A 14599-nucleotide genomic window follows, 5' to 3' on the forward strand; every position below is an offset into this window, starting at 1 on the left:
GCCGGCGAAGGCAGTGCGGTTTTTCCATGACAAGAAGCGACGACTACAACGTCTTAGGCCTGGTGGCTGGTGACGTAGTCGATAGCAGCTTGAACAGTAGTGATCTTCTCGGCTTCTTCGTCAGGGATTTCGGTCTCGAATTCCTCTTCCAGAGCCATCACCAGCTCAACGGTGTCAAGGGAATCGGCACCCAGATCTTCGACGAAGGAAGCAGTGTTCACTACTTCTTCTTCTTTAACGCCCAGTTGCTCGGCGACGATTTTCTTGACGCGTTCTTCGATGGTGCTCATACCTTGTTTTCACTCCTAATGGACATATGTCAGGCAGCTGGCCGGTGTGTAAGTGTATAGAAAGACGTCTGCTTTTCAAGCGCAACACGCCTTGCAAGACCACACCTGCCAACCGACTAGAATCTGGTTGCAGCTTTATAACGGATTTTAGACAGCTCGTATGACATTTTTTTGATGCAATCCGTCACATTCAATTTTACATGTACATGCCGCCGTTGACCGGAATGGTCGCGCCGGTGACATAACCTGCACCTTCGGAGGCCAGGAAAGCCACCACATTGGCTATCTCCTGAGCCTGGCCCAGACGCCCCAGGGGGATCTGGGTCTGCAGCGCTTCACGCTGAGCTTCAGGCAGCTCGCGCGTCATGTCGGTGTCGATGAAGCCCGGGGTCACCGAGTTGACGGTGATCGCGCGGGAGCCGACTTCACGCGCCAGGGCGCGGCTGAAGCCTTCCAGGCCGGCCTTGGCGGCAGCGTAGTTGACCTGGCCGACGTTACCCATGGCACCGACCACCGAGCCGATGCTGATGATACGACCCCAGCGCGCCTTGGTCATGCCGCGCAGCACGCCCTTGGACAGACGGTAGAGGCTGTTCAGGTTGGTGTCGATGACGTCGAACCACTCGTCGTCCTTCATGCGCAGCATGAGGTTGTCGCGGGTGATGCCGGCGTTGTTGACCAGAATGGTCGGCGCACCGAACTGCTCCTGGATCTTGGCCAGCGTAGCGGTGACCGACTCGTCGCTGGTCACGTTCAGCTCAAGGCCAGTGCCGGTGATGCCGTGCTCCTTGAGGGTCGCGGCGATACGCTCGGCGCCCGAAGCGGAGGTGGCGGTACCGATCACGGTAGCGCCCAGACGGCCCAGCTCCAGGGCGATAGCCTGGCCGATACCACGGCTGGCGCCGGTAACCAGGGCAACTTTACCTTGCAGGCTCATGCAAGTTTCTCCTAAATCAGGCCAGCGCCGCACGAGTGGCGGCGACAGCATCTGGGGTATTGAGGTTGTAGGTGGTCACGCCATCGGCGCAACGCTTGTTCAGACCGGCCAGAACCTTGCCCGGGCCGCATTCGACCAGGTTGACCGCACCCTTGGCGGCCAGGGTCTGCACGCACTCGACCCAACGCACTGGCTTGTACAGCTGCTCCAGCAGATCGCGCTTGAGGGTGTCGAGGTCCGCGGCAACGGCGGCGCTGACGTTTTGCACCAGCGGGATCTGCGGGGCCTGCCAGTCGATGGCATTGACCGACTCGGCAAAGCGCTCGGCTGCCGGGCGCATCAGCTCACAGTGCGACGGCACGCTGACCGGCAGTGGCAGTGCGCGCTTGGCGCCAGCAGCCTTACAGGCTTCCATGGCACGCTCAACGGCGGCCTTGGCACCGGCGATGACTACCTGACCTGGCGAGTTGAAGTTCACCGCACTGACCACTTCGCCCTGGGCTGCTTCTGCGCAGATACCCACGACAACGGCGTCGTCCAGACCCAGGATTGCCGCCATGGCGCCCTGCCCGGCCGGTACGGCCTCTTGCATGAGCTCGCCGCGGCGCTTGACCAGTTTAACGGCGTCACCCAGGCTCAGGCTGCCGGCGGCGACCAGGGCGCTGTACTCACCCAGGCTGTGACCGGAAACGAACGCCGGACGCGCGCCGCCCTCAGCCAGCCACAGGCGCCACAAAGCGATCGAGGCGGTAAGGATGGCCGGCTGGGTTTTGTCGGTTTGGTTGAGTTGCTCTTCCGGACCGTTCTGGGTCAGCGCCCAGAGGTCATAGCCCAGAGCCTCGGAGGCCTCACGGAAGGTATCAATGACCAGCGGATGCTGGGCGCCCAGCTCGGCGAGCATGCCGAGGGACTGCGAACCTTGACCGGGAAAGACGAATGCGAGGGATGCAGACATTGAACAAGCCCCTAGTGATCTTGTCGTCGGAAATAAAGCGCCCAGCATCAGGCTGAGCACAAGAAACTGAAGAGTTGGATGGTAACGAGGACCAAGCGGTCACATTTAACCACTTCCTGAGGCATATGCCTAAAGCAACAGGTCTTCCAGGCGCCCGTGCAAACGTTGCGGCAGGTTCTCCTGGATCTCGATCAAAGCGCGCTGGATAGCGCTCTGCAAGCCCTGCACCCCGGCAGAGCCATGGCTCTTGATGACAATGCCCTGCAGGCCGAGAAAGCTTGCGCCATTATGTCGCGCCGGCGCCAGGTCAGCCTGCAGGCGGCGCAGCAGGGGCATGGCCACGGCGCCGGCCAGGCGCGCGCCGAGCCCGCCCTTGAACAACGCCTCGATGCGCGAGCCGATCATGGTCGCCAGGCCCTCGCTGGACTTGAGCAGGATATTGCCGACAAAACCGTCGCACACCACCACATCCGCCTCGCCACGGTACAAGCCGTCACCTTCGACGAAACCGATGTAGTTCAGGCCGCGGGCGTTCTGCAGCAGGCTGGCCGCAAGCTTGACCTGCTGGTTGCCCTTGATGTCTTCAGTGCCAACATTGAGCAAGGCTACGCGCGGGCGCGAGATACCCAGGGCCTGGGCGGCCACCGAGCCCATCACGGCAAACTGATAGAGGTTTTCTGCACTGCAGTCGACATTGGCGCCCAGGTCGAGCAGCTGGCAATAGCCGGTCTGGGTGGGAATGGCGGCAACCATGGCCGGGCGATCGATACCGGGCAGGGTTTTCAGCACATAGCGCGAAAGGGCCATCAGCGCACCGGTGTTGCCGGCACTGACGCAGGCTTGAACCTTGCCATCACGCAATAATTCCAGGGCCACGCGCATGGACGAATCGGGCTTGCTGCGCAGCGCCTGTGACGGCCGCTCGTCCATGCCGATCACTTCGCTGGCGGCCACGATCTGCAGGCGCGCGCGATCCGCTGCCGACTGGCCAGCGATCAGATCTTCAAGGAGGGAGGGTTGACCGACAAGGGTCAGGTGCAGCGAGGGGGTAGCCGACAGGCAAGCAATACTCGCCTGAACAATGCTGCGGGGACCGAAGTCCCCGCCCATTGCGTCAATCGCGATGATCTGAGCGGACAAGGATTACTCGTCAGCGCCCTTGTCGATCACTTTACGACCACGGTATACGCCTTCTGGCGATACGTGGTGACGCAGGTGCACTTCACCAGTGGTTTTCTCTACGGACAGAGCGTTTTCCGAGAGGGCGTCGTGCGAACGGCGCATGTCACGGGCAGAGCGGGATTTTTTGTTCTGCTGAACAGCCATAATTGATTAACTCCTAAACGTTTGGGTCACGCTTTAACTGCGCCAATACACTGAACGGGTTGGACCGTGTTACCTCGTCCTTGCTCGGTTCGGGCTCATCGGCGCCCGCCGGCTGCTGGCATTCTTCCGGATGATGAGCAGGCACGATAGGCAAGGCGAGCAGAAGCTCTTCCTCGACCAAGGCCTGCAGATCCAAAGGATCTTCGCCCAGTTCCAGCACGTCATAACCTTTCGGCAACGACTGGGTATTCGCACCCTCCTTCACCACGGCGTAAGTACATTCGCTGTGGATCGGCAGGGTGACCAGCTCAAGACAACGCTGGCAAACCATCTTGACCTCGACGCGCAGGTCGGTGTGGATAACCACAGCCTTCTGCTCGTCGCGCTCAAAATCGAATTTAGCCTGCACCGTACCGACAGTGTCGGAAAGCGGGTCGCAGAGTCTCTCCAAATCGGCGAGCTGCAGTGTTCCTTCGAGGGAAACACCACGATCGGCCAATTTGCGCGGGTCAACGTGAGGTGGAATCGGGTCATTCAACATAGGCGCAGCATTCTAGGGATGACCCCCGCCCCTGTCAAAGGAAATTCGGCTCCGTTCAGCATGTTAGAATCGTTTCACCTGTTCAGGAGTCTATCATGCTGCCTTTATTACTGGCTTCCAGCTCACCCTACCGACGCGAACTGCTCGAGCGTCTGCGTCTGCCCTTCAGTTGGGCATCGCCGGATATCGACGAACATCGGCTGGACGAAGAGCCCGCCCTTGAGCTGGTCAAGCGCCTGGCCCGGGAGAAAGCCCAGGCCCTGGCCGGCAGCCATCCCGGGCACCTGATCATCGGCTCCGACCAGGTCGCGGTGCTCGGCGAGCAGATCCTCGGCAAGCCGCACACCTTCGAGCGCGCCTGCGAGCAACTGCTGGCAGCCAGCGGCAACCATGTGACCTTTCTCACCGGCCTGGCGCTGCTCAACAGCGCCACCGGCCACTGCCAGGTCGACTGCGTGCCGTTCACGGTAAACATGCGCGAACTGGACCTGCCACGCATTGAGCGCTACCTGCGCGCCGAACAGCCCTACGACTGCGCCGGCAGCTTCAAGGCCGAAGGCCTGGGCGTCAGCCTGTTCCAGAGCACCCACGGCGTGGATGCCACCAGCCTGATCGGCCTGCCACTGATCCGCCTGGTAGACATGCTGCTGGCCGAAGGCGTCAGCCTGCCCTGACGCGCACAAAAAAGCCGACCTCGATGGTCGGCTTTTTCAATGCATCAGGCAATCAACGCAGCGATGGCCCCTGAAAGCCCATCCACATCGCCAGGTGCTCGGCCACACTGGCCCCCAGGCGCTTGGAGAAGCGATCGAACGGCGACTCCTCGACGGTGAAGTCAACCAGCTCCTTCTCCCCTACCACCTCGCGTGCCACGTAACCGGCGCTGCCCAGGCCATCCACCAGGCCCAGGGAGAGGGCTTGCTCGCCCGACCAGATCAGACCACTGAACAGCTCAGGGTGCTCCTTGTCCTTGAGGCGCTCGCCACGACCCTGCTTGACACTGGCAATGAACTGCTTGTGGGTGGTTTCCAGCACGCCCTGCCAGAACGCCGTCTCTTCAGGCTTTTGCGGCTGGAACGGATCAAGGAAGGCCTTGTGCTCACCCGCGGTGTAGGTACGACGCTCGACGCCGAGCTTTTCCATGGTGCCGACAAAACCGTAACCGGCAGCCGTTACACCGATGGAGCCCACCAGGCTGGCCTTGTCGGCGTAGATCTGATCAGCGGCACTGGCGATATAGTAAGCGCCGGAAGCGCCGAGATCGCTGATCACCGCATACAGCTTGATCGTCGGGTATTCGGCACGCAGGCGGCGGATTTCATCGTAGATGTAACCCGACTGCACCGGACTGCCGCCCGGGCTGTTGATACGCAGGATCACCGCCTTGGTTTTCGGGTCCTTGAACGCTTCGCGCAGGCCGCTGATGATATTGTCGGCACTGGCCGGCTCCTGGTCGGCGATCATGCCGCGCACCTCGACCAGTGCGGTATGGCTGACGCTGCGCGAGGCCGCCTTGTCCATGTTCATCAAAGGCGTGAACAGGGCAAAAATGCCGAACAGGTAAACAAAGGTCAGCAGCTTGAAAAAGATCCCCCAGCGCCGCGCCCGACGCTGCTCCTGAACACCGGCCAGAAGGGTTTTCTCCAGCAGCTTCCAGCTCTTCTGTTCTTCGTTGCTGTCGTTACTTTCGGCGCTGGGCGCCTTCCACTCGTCAGCCATGCTCACCTACCCTGGAATGTACTGCTGCAGGCGTGCAGCGAAGCCAGGCCTGCAACTGTGAAAAATGATCGATACACACCTGTGGCCCGAAGGCACTCAAGGCCTCAAGCGACATGGCGCCGTAACCCACCGCCACCGAATGCATGCCGGCATTGCTGGCCATCAACAGATCGAAGGAAGAATCTCCGACCATCAATGCACGCTGCGGTTCGACCTGGCAATGGGCAAGAATCTCTTCAAGCATCTGCGGGTGCGGCTTGCCGCGGCTTTCGTCGGCTGCACGGGTGATATCGAAGTAATCTTCCCAACCGTTGGCGCGCAAGACCCGGTCGAGCCCGCGCCGGGCCTTGCCGGTCGCTACCGCCAGGCGATAACCCTCGGCACGAAAGGCCTCCAGCGACTCAACCACACCCTCGAACAGCGGCGAAGGCTGGTCATCCAGGGCCATGTACACGTCGGCATAGTGCTGGCGAAACTGCACGATCTGCTCGGCATCCAGCTGCGGATACAACACGCTGATGGCCTCGGGCAACGCCAGGCCAATGATACCTTTGACCGCGTCATCCGCGCAGATGGCATAGCCGGCGCGACCGGCGGCCAGGTGCATGGCCTCGACGATACGGCCAATGGAGTCGGCGAGGGTACCGTCCCAGTCGAAGATCAGCAGGTCGTAATTACGCTGCACCCAGGCGCTCCACGGTCTTTGCCCACATTTCGTCTACCGGCGCTTCGAGCTTGAGCTCGCCACCATCGGGCAGCGGCACGGTCAGGGCGTAGGCATGCAGGAACAGGCGCTTGCCACCCAGATCACGGATCTCACGGGTGAAATCTTCATCGCCATACTTGCTGTCGCCAGCAATGCAATGCCCGGCATGCAGGGCATGCACGCGGATCTGGTGGGTACGACCGGTGATCGGCCGCGCCTCGACGATGGTGGCAAATTCGCCAAAACGGCGCAGCACGCGGAAGATCGTCAGCGCTTCCTTGCCTTCGTCGTTGACCTCGACCATGCGCTCGCCGGAGCGCAGGTTGCTCTTGAGCAACGGCGCATTGACCTGCTTCTTGGCGGTGGCCCAATGACCGCGGACCAGGGCCATGTAGCGCTTGTCGACACCGTCGCCGCGAAGGGCAGCGTGCAAATGGCGCAACATGCTGCGTTTCTTGGCAATCATCAACAGGCCCGAGGTGTCGCGGTCCAGGCGATGGACCAGCTCCAGCTCCTTGGCGTCCGGGCGCATCTGACGAAAGGCTTCGATCACGCCGAAATTCAGGCCGCTGCCACCGTGCACGGCGATGCCGGCCGGTTTGTTGAGCACAATCAGCGCCTTGTCTTCATAGACAATCGCCGCCTCAAGGCGCTGAAGCAAGCCCTGGGCCACCGGTACCGGCTCGTCGCGCTCGGGCAGACGAACGGGCGGCACGCGCACGATGTCGCCCGCCTGCAGCTTGTACTCGGGCTTGATCCGGCCCTTGTTCACGCGCACTTCGCCTTTACGCAAAATGCGGTAAATCAAGGTCTTGGGAACACCCTTGAGCTTCGTTACGAGGAAATTATCGATTCGTTGGCCGGCAAGTTCCGGCGCGACCTCGATCAGCTGGACGCCGGAGGTCGGAGGGGCAGTAGTCGTCATTTGCCAATCATAACAATTTTTTATGGATTTGAAGCACTTAATGATTGCTGCTATAGTCGCGAACGCCGCCAAAAGCGGCTGGCCAGCGGACTCACGGCTTTCAGCCGGCCCTGACCGACGCAATTCTCGAGGACGCGAGGCCGTCCGACGGGGCTTTCGCCAGTTTACAGAAATGCCTGGAATCGCCACCAGCGCCGTGCAGAGAAGACCGATAAAAAACTACAAGAGCGGTATTTCACCCTCCCCCACGTTTTTTTCGCTGCCACTCTGTCAGTGCCGTCAATTTCACGCAGTCATGGCGACGGCTTCGGAAATACCAGCCTTGGACATAAAAGGCGCGGGCTCCCGTATGGAGCTGGCGAAAATGCAACCCGTTGCGGATTCAGCGCGCGGCAGCACCCGAATTATCAGGGATACGTGTAGGGTGGAGATGCACAACCGTCGGACCGTGTAGTACTGCGTCCAGTCCACCGGCCTATTGGCCAGGCGACCGGACCCGGTCTTGATCAAGATGCCCCACGGGCGTCCACGGCCGAAGGCTGATTCCTCCTCCTGACTGAGTGCATTTGACACCACAGCAAGCAGGACGCGTCGTCGCGACTTCGGCAGTACTGGGTGACCAGTCGGACTCGAAAGTTGCTGGACACGGGGGTGGCCCGCCACCCCTTGCGCACCTGACACCGACCGTGAGAAGTCGTGTGTGCCGAACGCCGTTTCCGGCAGCCCGGAAACCGACGGTATTACATGAAAAGAATGCTGATTAACGCGACTCAACCCGAAGAGTTGCGTGTAGCTCTGGTGGACGGCCAACGTCTCTACGACCTGGACATCGAGTCCGGCGCGCGTGAGCAGAAGAAGGCCAACATCTACAAAGGCCGGATCACCCGGATCGAACCTAGCCTGGAAGCCGCTTTCGTCGACTTCGGCTCCGAGCGTCACGGCTTCCTGCCGCTGAAGGAAATCTCCCGCGAATACTTCAAGAAGTCGCCCGAAGGCCGGGTGAACATCAAGGAAGTGCTCAGCGAAGGCCAGGAAGTCATCGTCCAGGTCGAGAAAGAAGAGCGCGGCAACAAGGGCGCCGCCCTGACCACCTTCATCAGCCTGGCCGGTCGCTACCTGGTGCTGATGCCGAACAACCCGCGTGCCGGCGGCATCTCCCGTCGTATCGAAGGCGAAGAGCGCAACGAACTGCGCGAAGCCCTCAACGGCCTGGTCGCCCCTGCCGACATGGGCCTGATCGTGCGCACTGCCGGCCTTGGCCGCAGCAGCGAAGAAATGCAGTGGGACCTCGACTACCTGCTGCAGCTGTGGACCGCGATCAAGGAAGCTTCCCAGGACCGCGCCGCGCCATTCCTGATCTACCAGGAAAGCAACGTCATCATCCGCGCCATCCGTGACTACCTGCGTCAGGACATCGGCGAAGTACTGATCGACAGCATCGACGCCCAGGAAGAAGCCCTGACCTTCATCCGCCAGGTCATGCCGCAGTACGCCAGCAAGATCAAGCTGTATGAAGACAGCGTGCCGCTGTTCAACCGCTTCCAGATCGAAAGCCAGATCGAGACCGCCTTCCAGCGCGTCGTCGACCTGCCGTCCGGCGGCTCGATCGTTATCGACCCGACCGAGGCCCTGGTCTCCATCGACATCAACTCGGCGCGCGCCACCAAAGGCAGCGACATCGAGGAAACCGCCCTGCAGACCAACCTGGAAGCGGCTGAAGAAATCGCCCGCCAGCTGCGCCTGCGTGATATCGGCGGCCTGATCGTGATCGACTTCATCGACATGACCCCGGCCAAGAACCAGCGCGCCGTGGAAGAAAAAGTCCGCGAATGCCTGGAAGCCGACCGTGCCCGCGTACAGGTTGGGCGCATCTCGCGCTTCGGCCTGCTGGAAATGTCCCGTCAGCGCCTGCGTCCTTCGCTGGGCGAAAGCAGCGGCATCGTCTGCCCACGCTGCAGCGGCACCGGCATCATCCGTGACGTCGAATCGCTGTCGCTGGCCATCCTGCGCCTGATCGAAGAAGAAGCCCTGAAAGACCGCACCGCCGAAGTCCGCGCGCAAGTGCCGATTCCGGTTGCCGCCTTCCTGCTCAACGAGAAACGCAATTCGATCACCAAGATCGAGCTGCGCACCCGGGCGCGTATCGTCATCCTGCCGAACGACCACCTGGAAACCCCGCATTTCGAAGTCCAGCGCCTGCGCGACGACAGCCCGGAAGCCCTGAGCAGCCAGTCCAGCTACGAAATCGCCGCCGCCGAGACCGAAGAAGTCCAGCCGACTGCCGCTACCCGCACCCTGGTGCGCCAGGAAGCTGCGGTCAAGACCGCTCCGGCCCGCGCCAACGCTCCAGTACCTGCCGAAGCTGCCGCGCCAGTGGCTGCTCCAGTCCACGCTCCTGAGCCAAGCCTGTTCAAAGGCCTGGTGAAGTCGCTGGTCAGCCTGTTCGCCGGCAAGGACGAGCCTGCCGCCGCCCCTGTGGTTGCCGAGAAGCCCGCCACCGAACGCCCGCAGCGCAACGAAGAGCGCCGCAACGGTCGCCAGCAGAGCCGCAACCGCAACGGCCGTCGCGACGAAGACCGCAAGCCGCGTGAAGAGCGTGCCGAGCGCGCCCCGCGTGAAGAGCGTCAGCCTCGCGAAGCCCGCGAAGAAGCACCGGCCCGCGAAGAACGTGCACCACGCCAGCCGCGCGAAGAGCGTCAAGCTCGCGCCCCACGTGAAGAGCGCCGCTCCCGTGAAGAGCGTCCGGTCCGCGAACTGCGCGAGCCGCTGGACGCTGCTACCCCGGCGGTCCGTGAAGAACGCCCTGAGCGCGCCCCACGTGAAGAGCGCCAGCCTCGTGAAGAACGTGCTCCACGCGAAGAACGCGCCCCACGTGAAGAGCGCGCACCGCGCGAAGAACGTGCACCGCGTGAAGAGCGTGCCCCACGCGAAGAGCGCGCCCCGCGCCCACCGCGTGAAGAACGCCAGCCGCGCCCGGCCGAACAGGCTGCCGACGCTGCTGAAGAGCAACTGCCGAACGAAGAGCTGCTGCAGGATGACAACCAGGAAGGTACCGAAGGCGAACGCCCTCGCCGCCGCTCCCGTGGCCAGCGTCGTCGCAGCAACCGTCGTGAGCGTCAACGCGATGCCAACGGTAACCTGGTAGAAGGTTCGGAAGACGGCAGCGACGAGCAGCCTCAAGCCAGCGAACTGGGTGCTGAACTGGCCGCAGGCCTGGCCGTGACCGCCGCTGTTGCCACCAGCAACATCAGCGCCGCTGCCGAAGCCCAAGCCAACCAGCAGGCTGAACGCGCCACCGCTACTGTCGAAGAGCAGGCGGTTGTTGAAGTCGCGGCCAGCGAAACCGTCGTCGAAGCAACTCAGCCAGTAGTTGAAGCGGCTGAAGTCGCCGAAGTGGTTCAAGCAACTGAAGCAACCGAAGTGGTAGAAACTGCCCAGGTCGCTGAAGTCGCTGCCGCGCCGGTTGTCGAACAGCCCTTCACTGCCCCGGTCGAAGCAGCAGAAGCCGTAGAAACCAGCATCGCGCCGGTTATCGAAGCCCCTGTTGCTGCCCCGGCTGAAGTGGTCGAGCCGGTTGCTGCGGTCGAGCCAGCGCCTGAAGTCCAGACACCTGTAGTGGCCGAACCGGTAGTCGTTGCTGAAGTGGTCGAAGCGCCTGCGCCAGTAGTTGCCGAGCCTGCAGCGGTTGAAGAGCCAGCGGTTGAAGCTCCTGCCAGTGCTCTGACCAGCAACGGTCGCGCACCGAACGACCCACGTGAAGTACGCCGTCGCAAGCGTGAAGCCGAAGCTGCCGCAGCCGCTGCTGCAGTGGCCGCCGCCGAAGCCAGCGCTGCTGTAGTCGCTGAAGAGGCGCCTGCTGCACCGGCTGAAGAAGTGGTTGAAGAGAAAGAAGAGCACAAACCGCTCGTCTGATCTTCCAGGCTGAAAAAAAGCCCCGCCAGGTGACTGGCGGGGCTTTTTTATGGTTCTTCACGGAATCCCGGGGGCTATGATTCTTGGGTTGGGTTGCGGGCTTATCCATTCGGTGTGGCGCCGCTGTTGGCCCCTTCCGCCCTTACGGCGGGTCCCTTTTGTTCTTGGCAAAAGTAACCAAAACCGCTCGCTCCAGCATACGGCCCTACGCTGCGCTCCGGGTTCCTTCGCTACGGTGCCTTCCAGGGGCATCGCGGCCTACGACTTGCTACGCCAAGTCTACATCTCGCGACTTCGGCTCAGGCCGAAGGGTGCTGCGCACCAGCCCCCTCCAGACACCTACGCTCAGCCTCCTGAAGTCGCGAAGTTACGGGCGGCGCCTGCACTGACGTATCTGCGAAAGCAGATGTTGGCGAAGCCATGCTGACGCAGGAGCGGGACAGCCCGCTGATAAAACGAGCACCAACTTGATCTTGATATTCATGCACGCACTTCCAGACGCCGCGAAAAGCGACTTCAGGAGGCCGAGCGTAGGTGCCTGTAGGGGCGGTGCGCAGCACCTTCGGCGGCAGCCGAAGACGCGAGATGTAGACTTGCGAAGCAAGTCGTAGGCCGCGATGCCCCGGAAGGTGCCGTAGCGAGGGGACCCGAAGCGCAGCGTAGGGCCGTATGCAGGAGCAAGCGGTTTTGCCTACTTCTTCCCAAGAGAAAAGTAGGCCGCCGTAAAGGCGGAAGGGGCCAGCAGCAGCCCCACACTAAATGGATAAACTCGCAGCCTCAACATCCCAACCCGGGATTCCGTGAAGAGCCTTTTTTATTGCCGTTGGGAGCGGTTAATAAAGGTTTGGCTCCATCTCCAGCTCAACCCCGAAACGCTCGAGGATATCGGCCTGGATCTTCTGCGCCAGCTGATGCAACTGCACACCGGTGGCCTGGCCATAGTTGACCAGCACCAGCGACTGCAATCGGTGCACCCCGGCATCGCCTTCGCGATGGCCCTTCCAGCCCGCCTGTTCGATCAGCCAGCCGGCAGCCAGCTTGAACTGGCCATCAGCCTGTGGATAAGCCACCAGCCCCGGATACTGCAAACGGATCTTGTCGGCCAGCACAGCTGCCACCACCGGGTTCTTGAAGAAACTTCCGGCATTGCCCAGCTCGACCGGGTCAGGCAGTTTTTCCCGGCGGATGCTGCAAATCGCATCACTGACATTTTGCGCAGTCGGCTGGCTGATGCCTTGCTCGTTCAGGCGCTGGCGCACCGGACCGTAATCCAGGTGGGCATGCATGAGCCGGCTCAAGGCAAAGCGCACCCGCAGGATCAACCAGCGCCCAGGATTGCGCTTGAACAGGCTGTCGCGGTAGGCGAAGGCGCACTCTTGCAGGCTGAAGTCGCGCAGCTTGCCCGTCTGGCGATCCAGTGCGGTGAGCCCGGCGAACACGTCCTTGATCTCGACGCCATAGGCGCCAATGTTCTGCATCGGCGCGGCGCCGACCGTACCCGGAATCAGGCTGAGGTTCTCAAGCCCGGCCAGGCCTTGGGCCAGACTCCATTGCACAAACGGGTGCCAGGGTTCGCCAGCTTCGGCCTCGACCACCACCCGCTCACCATCGTCAGACAAGATGCGCAGGCCACGGCTGGCCATGCGCAGCACCAGCGCCTGGATATCGGCAGTCAGCAACAAGTTGCTACCGCCTCCCACCACCAGCACCGGTACTCCCTGATCAGCCGCCTGGGCCAAGGCCTGACGAGCCTCTTCGTCGTTGTGGGCTTCAGTGAAAAACTGGGCCTTAACGTCGATACCGAAGGTGTTAAATGGCTTGAGCGAAACTTGTTGCTGCCACTGCCCGCTCATAGACGACCCTTGAGTTCGGTGACCAAACGGCTGCAGGCGATTTCGATCAGGTCGAGGACCTGTTCGAAATCCTCCTCGGCGCCGTAGTAAGGATCCGGCACCTCATCCAGCGCGCCGTCATAGCGGCGCAGGAACAGGTCCAGCTCGGCTTTGGCCGTGGCCGGGCGCATGCCCTGCAGATGGCCAAGATTGCTCTTGTCCATAGCCAGGATCAGGTCGTAGTCATTGAAGTGCGCGGCCTTGATTTGCTGCGCACGCTGCTGCGACAAGTCATAGCCACGAATGCGCGCGGTGCGGCAGGTGCGCGCATCAGGCTGCTTGCCGACATGCCAGTCGCCAGTGCCAGCCGACGCCACTTCGACCAGTTCGGCCAGGCCTTCGGCGCGCAATTGCTGACGCAGCACGCCTTCGGCGGTAGGCGAGCGGCAGATATTGCCCAGGCACACGAACAAAACCCGCATCAGGCCTCCAGCAAGCGCCGTACGCGCTCCAGGTCTTCAGGGGTATCGACGCCCACGGGCGGCGCATCGATGGCATCGGCAACGTGAATACGCACGCCATGCCAGAGCGCCCGCAACTGCTCCAGCGATTCGGTCTTCTCCAGCCAGCACGGGCCCCAGGCGACGAAGTCCTGCAAGAAGCCGGCGCGATAGGCGTACATGCCGATGTGGCGACGGTACGGCACGCCTTGCGGCATCTGCTCACGGTTCTGGGCAAAGGCATCCCGCGCCCAGGGCAACGGTGCGCGGCTGAACGTCAGGGCCAGGCCATTGCAATCGCTGACCACCTTGACCGCATTGGGATTGAACAGCGCTTCGACGTCACTGATCGGCTCGGCCAGGGTGGCGATGCCGGCCTCGGGATGGGCCGCCAGGTTGGCCGCCACCTGATCGATGATCACCGGCGGAATCAGCGGCTCGTCACCCTGCACGTTGACCACGATGGCATCGGCAGCCAGGCCCAGCTTGGCGGCGACTTCAGCCAAACGGTCGGTACCGGAGTCATGGTCTTCGCGGGTCATCAGCACTTCAGCGCCAAAGGCCTCGCAGGCCTTGAAGATATCCGCGTCGTCGGTGGCGATTACCACACGGTTGGCGCTGCTTTTGCGAGCCTGTTCCCAGACGTGCTGGATCATCGGCTTGCCGGCAATCGGCAGCAACGGCTTGCCGGGCAAGCGCGTGGAGCGCAGCCGCGCCGGAATCACAACGGTAAAGGCCAGGCTCATTTGTCCAGACGCTCGTCATCGGTCAGGGTACGGGCTTCGCTTTCGAGCATCACCGGGATACCGTCGCGGATTGGATAGGCCAGACCCGCGCCCTTGCTGATCAGCTCGGTCTTGTCGGCGCTGAGCTTGAGCGGGCCCTTGCAGATCGGGCAGGCAAGGATATCGAGCAGTTTGGTGTCCATGGAAATTCCTCAGGCCAGTGGCCGGAAA

15 protein-coding genes are annotated in these 14599 nt (G+C 62.1%); 2 read left to right on the forward strand and 13 right to left on the reverse strand.

Translation table 11 applies throughout. The features are described from left to right. Positions 1–53: 53 nt before the first annotated feature. The 6 genes from acpP to UB48_RS06780 all read right to left on the reverse strand — a co-directional run bounded on the left by acpP (position 54) and on the right by UB48_RS06780 (position 4049). Complete coding sequence (acpP, locus tag UB48_RS06755) at positions 54–290, reverse strand: acyl carrier protein (RefSeq protein WP_003175607.1); 237 nt, start codon at positions 288–290, stop codon at positions 54–56. 196 nt (positions 291–486) lie between these two features. Beyond that, the gene (fabG, locus tag UB48_RS06760; protein ID WP_038994156.1) at positions 487–1227 is read right to left on the reverse strand and encodes a 3-oxoacyl-ACP reductase FabG; all 741 of its coding nucleotides are present in this window, start codon (positions 1225–1227) and stop codon (positions 487–489) included. 16 nt (positions 1228–1243) lie between these two features. After that, entirely contained in the window at positions 1244–2182 is a 939-nt protein-coding gene (fabD, locus tag UB48_RS06765; protein ID WP_045195164.1) for an ACP S-malonyltransferase, read from the reverse strand. A gap of 129 nt (positions 2183–2311) precedes the next feature. Then, the gene (gene plsX, locus UB48_RS06770; protein WP_082075402.1) at positions 2312–3322 is read right to left on the reverse strand and encodes a phosphate acyltransferase PlsX; all 1011 of its coding nucleotides are present in this window, start codon (positions 3320–3322) and stop codon (positions 2312–2314) included. Positions 3323–3325: 3 nt separating this feature from the next. Beyond that, complete coding sequence (gene rpmF, locus UB48_RS06775) at positions 3326–3508, reverse strand: 50S ribosomal protein L32 (protein WP_010223221.1); 183 nt, start codon at positions 3506–3508, stop codon at positions 3326–3328. A 13-nt stretch (positions 3509–3521) separates the two neighbouring features. Continuing rightward, positions 3522–4049, reverse strand: coding sequence for a YceD family protein (locus tag UB48_RS06780; protein WP_045195168.1), 528 nt, complete (start codon positions 4047–4049; stop codon positions 3522–3524). 95 nt (positions 4050–4144) lie between these two features. Between UB48_RS06780 and UB48_RS06785 the strand changes: the two genes are divergently transcribed. After that, positions 4145–4723, forward strand: coding sequence for a nucleoside triphosphate pyrophosphatase (locus tag UB48_RS06785; protein WP_045195170.1), 579 nt, complete (start codon positions 4145–4147; stop codon positions 4721–4723). A gap of 52 nt (positions 4724–4775) precedes the next feature. Here UB48_RS06785 and UB48_RS06790 read toward each other — a convergent pair whose 3' ends face one another. From UB48_RS06790 to rluC, 3 genes are read right to left on the reverse strand one after another with little or no spacing between them, the layout of a single operon-like run. Further along, the gene (locus tag UB48_RS06790; protein ID WP_045195172.1) at positions 4776–5768 is read right to left on the reverse strand and encodes a S49 family peptidase; all 993 of its coding nucleotides are present in this window, start codon (positions 5766–5768) and stop codon (positions 4776–4778) included. Continuing rightward, entirely contained in the window at positions 5761–6453 is a 693-nt protein-coding gene (locus UB48_RS06795; protein WP_045195174.1) for an HAD family hydrolase, read from the reverse strand. The genes UB48_RS06790 and UB48_RS06795 overlap by 8 nt, the downstream gene beginning before the upstream one ends. Continuing rightward, positions 6443–7399, reverse strand: coding sequence for a 23S rRNA pseudouridine(955/2504/2580) synthase RluC (gene rluC, locus UB48_RS06800; protein WP_045195176.1), 957 nt, complete (start codon positions 7397–7399; stop codon positions 6443–6445). The genes UB48_RS06795 and rluC overlap by 11 nt, the downstream gene beginning before the upstream one ends. 744 nt (positions 7400–8143) lie before the next feature. Here rluC and rne point away from each other — a divergent pair. Then, positions 8144–11311 carry a ribonuclease E gene (gene rne, locus UB48_RS06805; RefSeq protein WP_045195178.1) on the forward strand — a complete coding sequence of 1056 codons (3168 nt, stop codon included), beginning with the start codon at positions 8144–8146 and terminating at the stop codon, positions 11309–11311. Between the two features lie 833 nt (positions 11312–12144). Here the strand turns inward: rne and murB are convergent. Genes murB through UB48_RS06825 form a run of 4 tightly spaced genes read right to left on the reverse strand, consistent with a single transcriptional unit; the run spans position 12145 to position 14571 of the window. Then, complete coding sequence (murB, locus tag UB48_RS06810; RefSeq protein WP_045195180.1) at positions 12145–13164, reverse strand: UDP-N-acetylmuramate dehydrogenase; 1020 nt, start codon at positions 13162–13164, stop codon at positions 12145–12147. Further along, on the reverse strand, positions 13161–13625 hold the full coding sequence (locus UB48_RS06815) for a low molecular weight protein-tyrosine-phosphatase (protein WP_045195182.1): 465 nt from the start codon (positions 13623–13625) through the stop codon (positions 13161–13163). Before UB48_RS06815 ends, murB begins: the two co-directional genes overlap by 4 nt. Next, a complete protein-coding gene (gene kdsB, locus UB48_RS06820) occupies positions 13625–14389 on the reverse strand; it encodes a 3-deoxy-manno-octulosonate cytidylyltransferase (protein WP_045195184.1) in 765 nt (254 codons plus the stop codon). Before kdsB ends, UB48_RS06815 begins: the two co-directional genes overlap by 1 nt. Beyond that, a complete protein-coding gene (locus UB48_RS06825; RefSeq protein WP_038994143.1) occupies positions 14386–14571 on the reverse strand; it encodes a Trm112 family protein in 186 nt (61 codons plus the stop codon). Before UB48_RS06825 ends, kdsB begins: the two co-directional genes overlap by 4 nt. Positions 14572–14599: the final 28 nt, after the last annotated feature.

It is taken from the genome of Pseudomonas sp. 2(2015), assembly GCF_000955865.1.
Lineage (GTDB): Bacteria > Pseudomonadota > Gammaproteobacteria > Pseudomonadales > Pseudomonadaceae > Aquipseudomonas.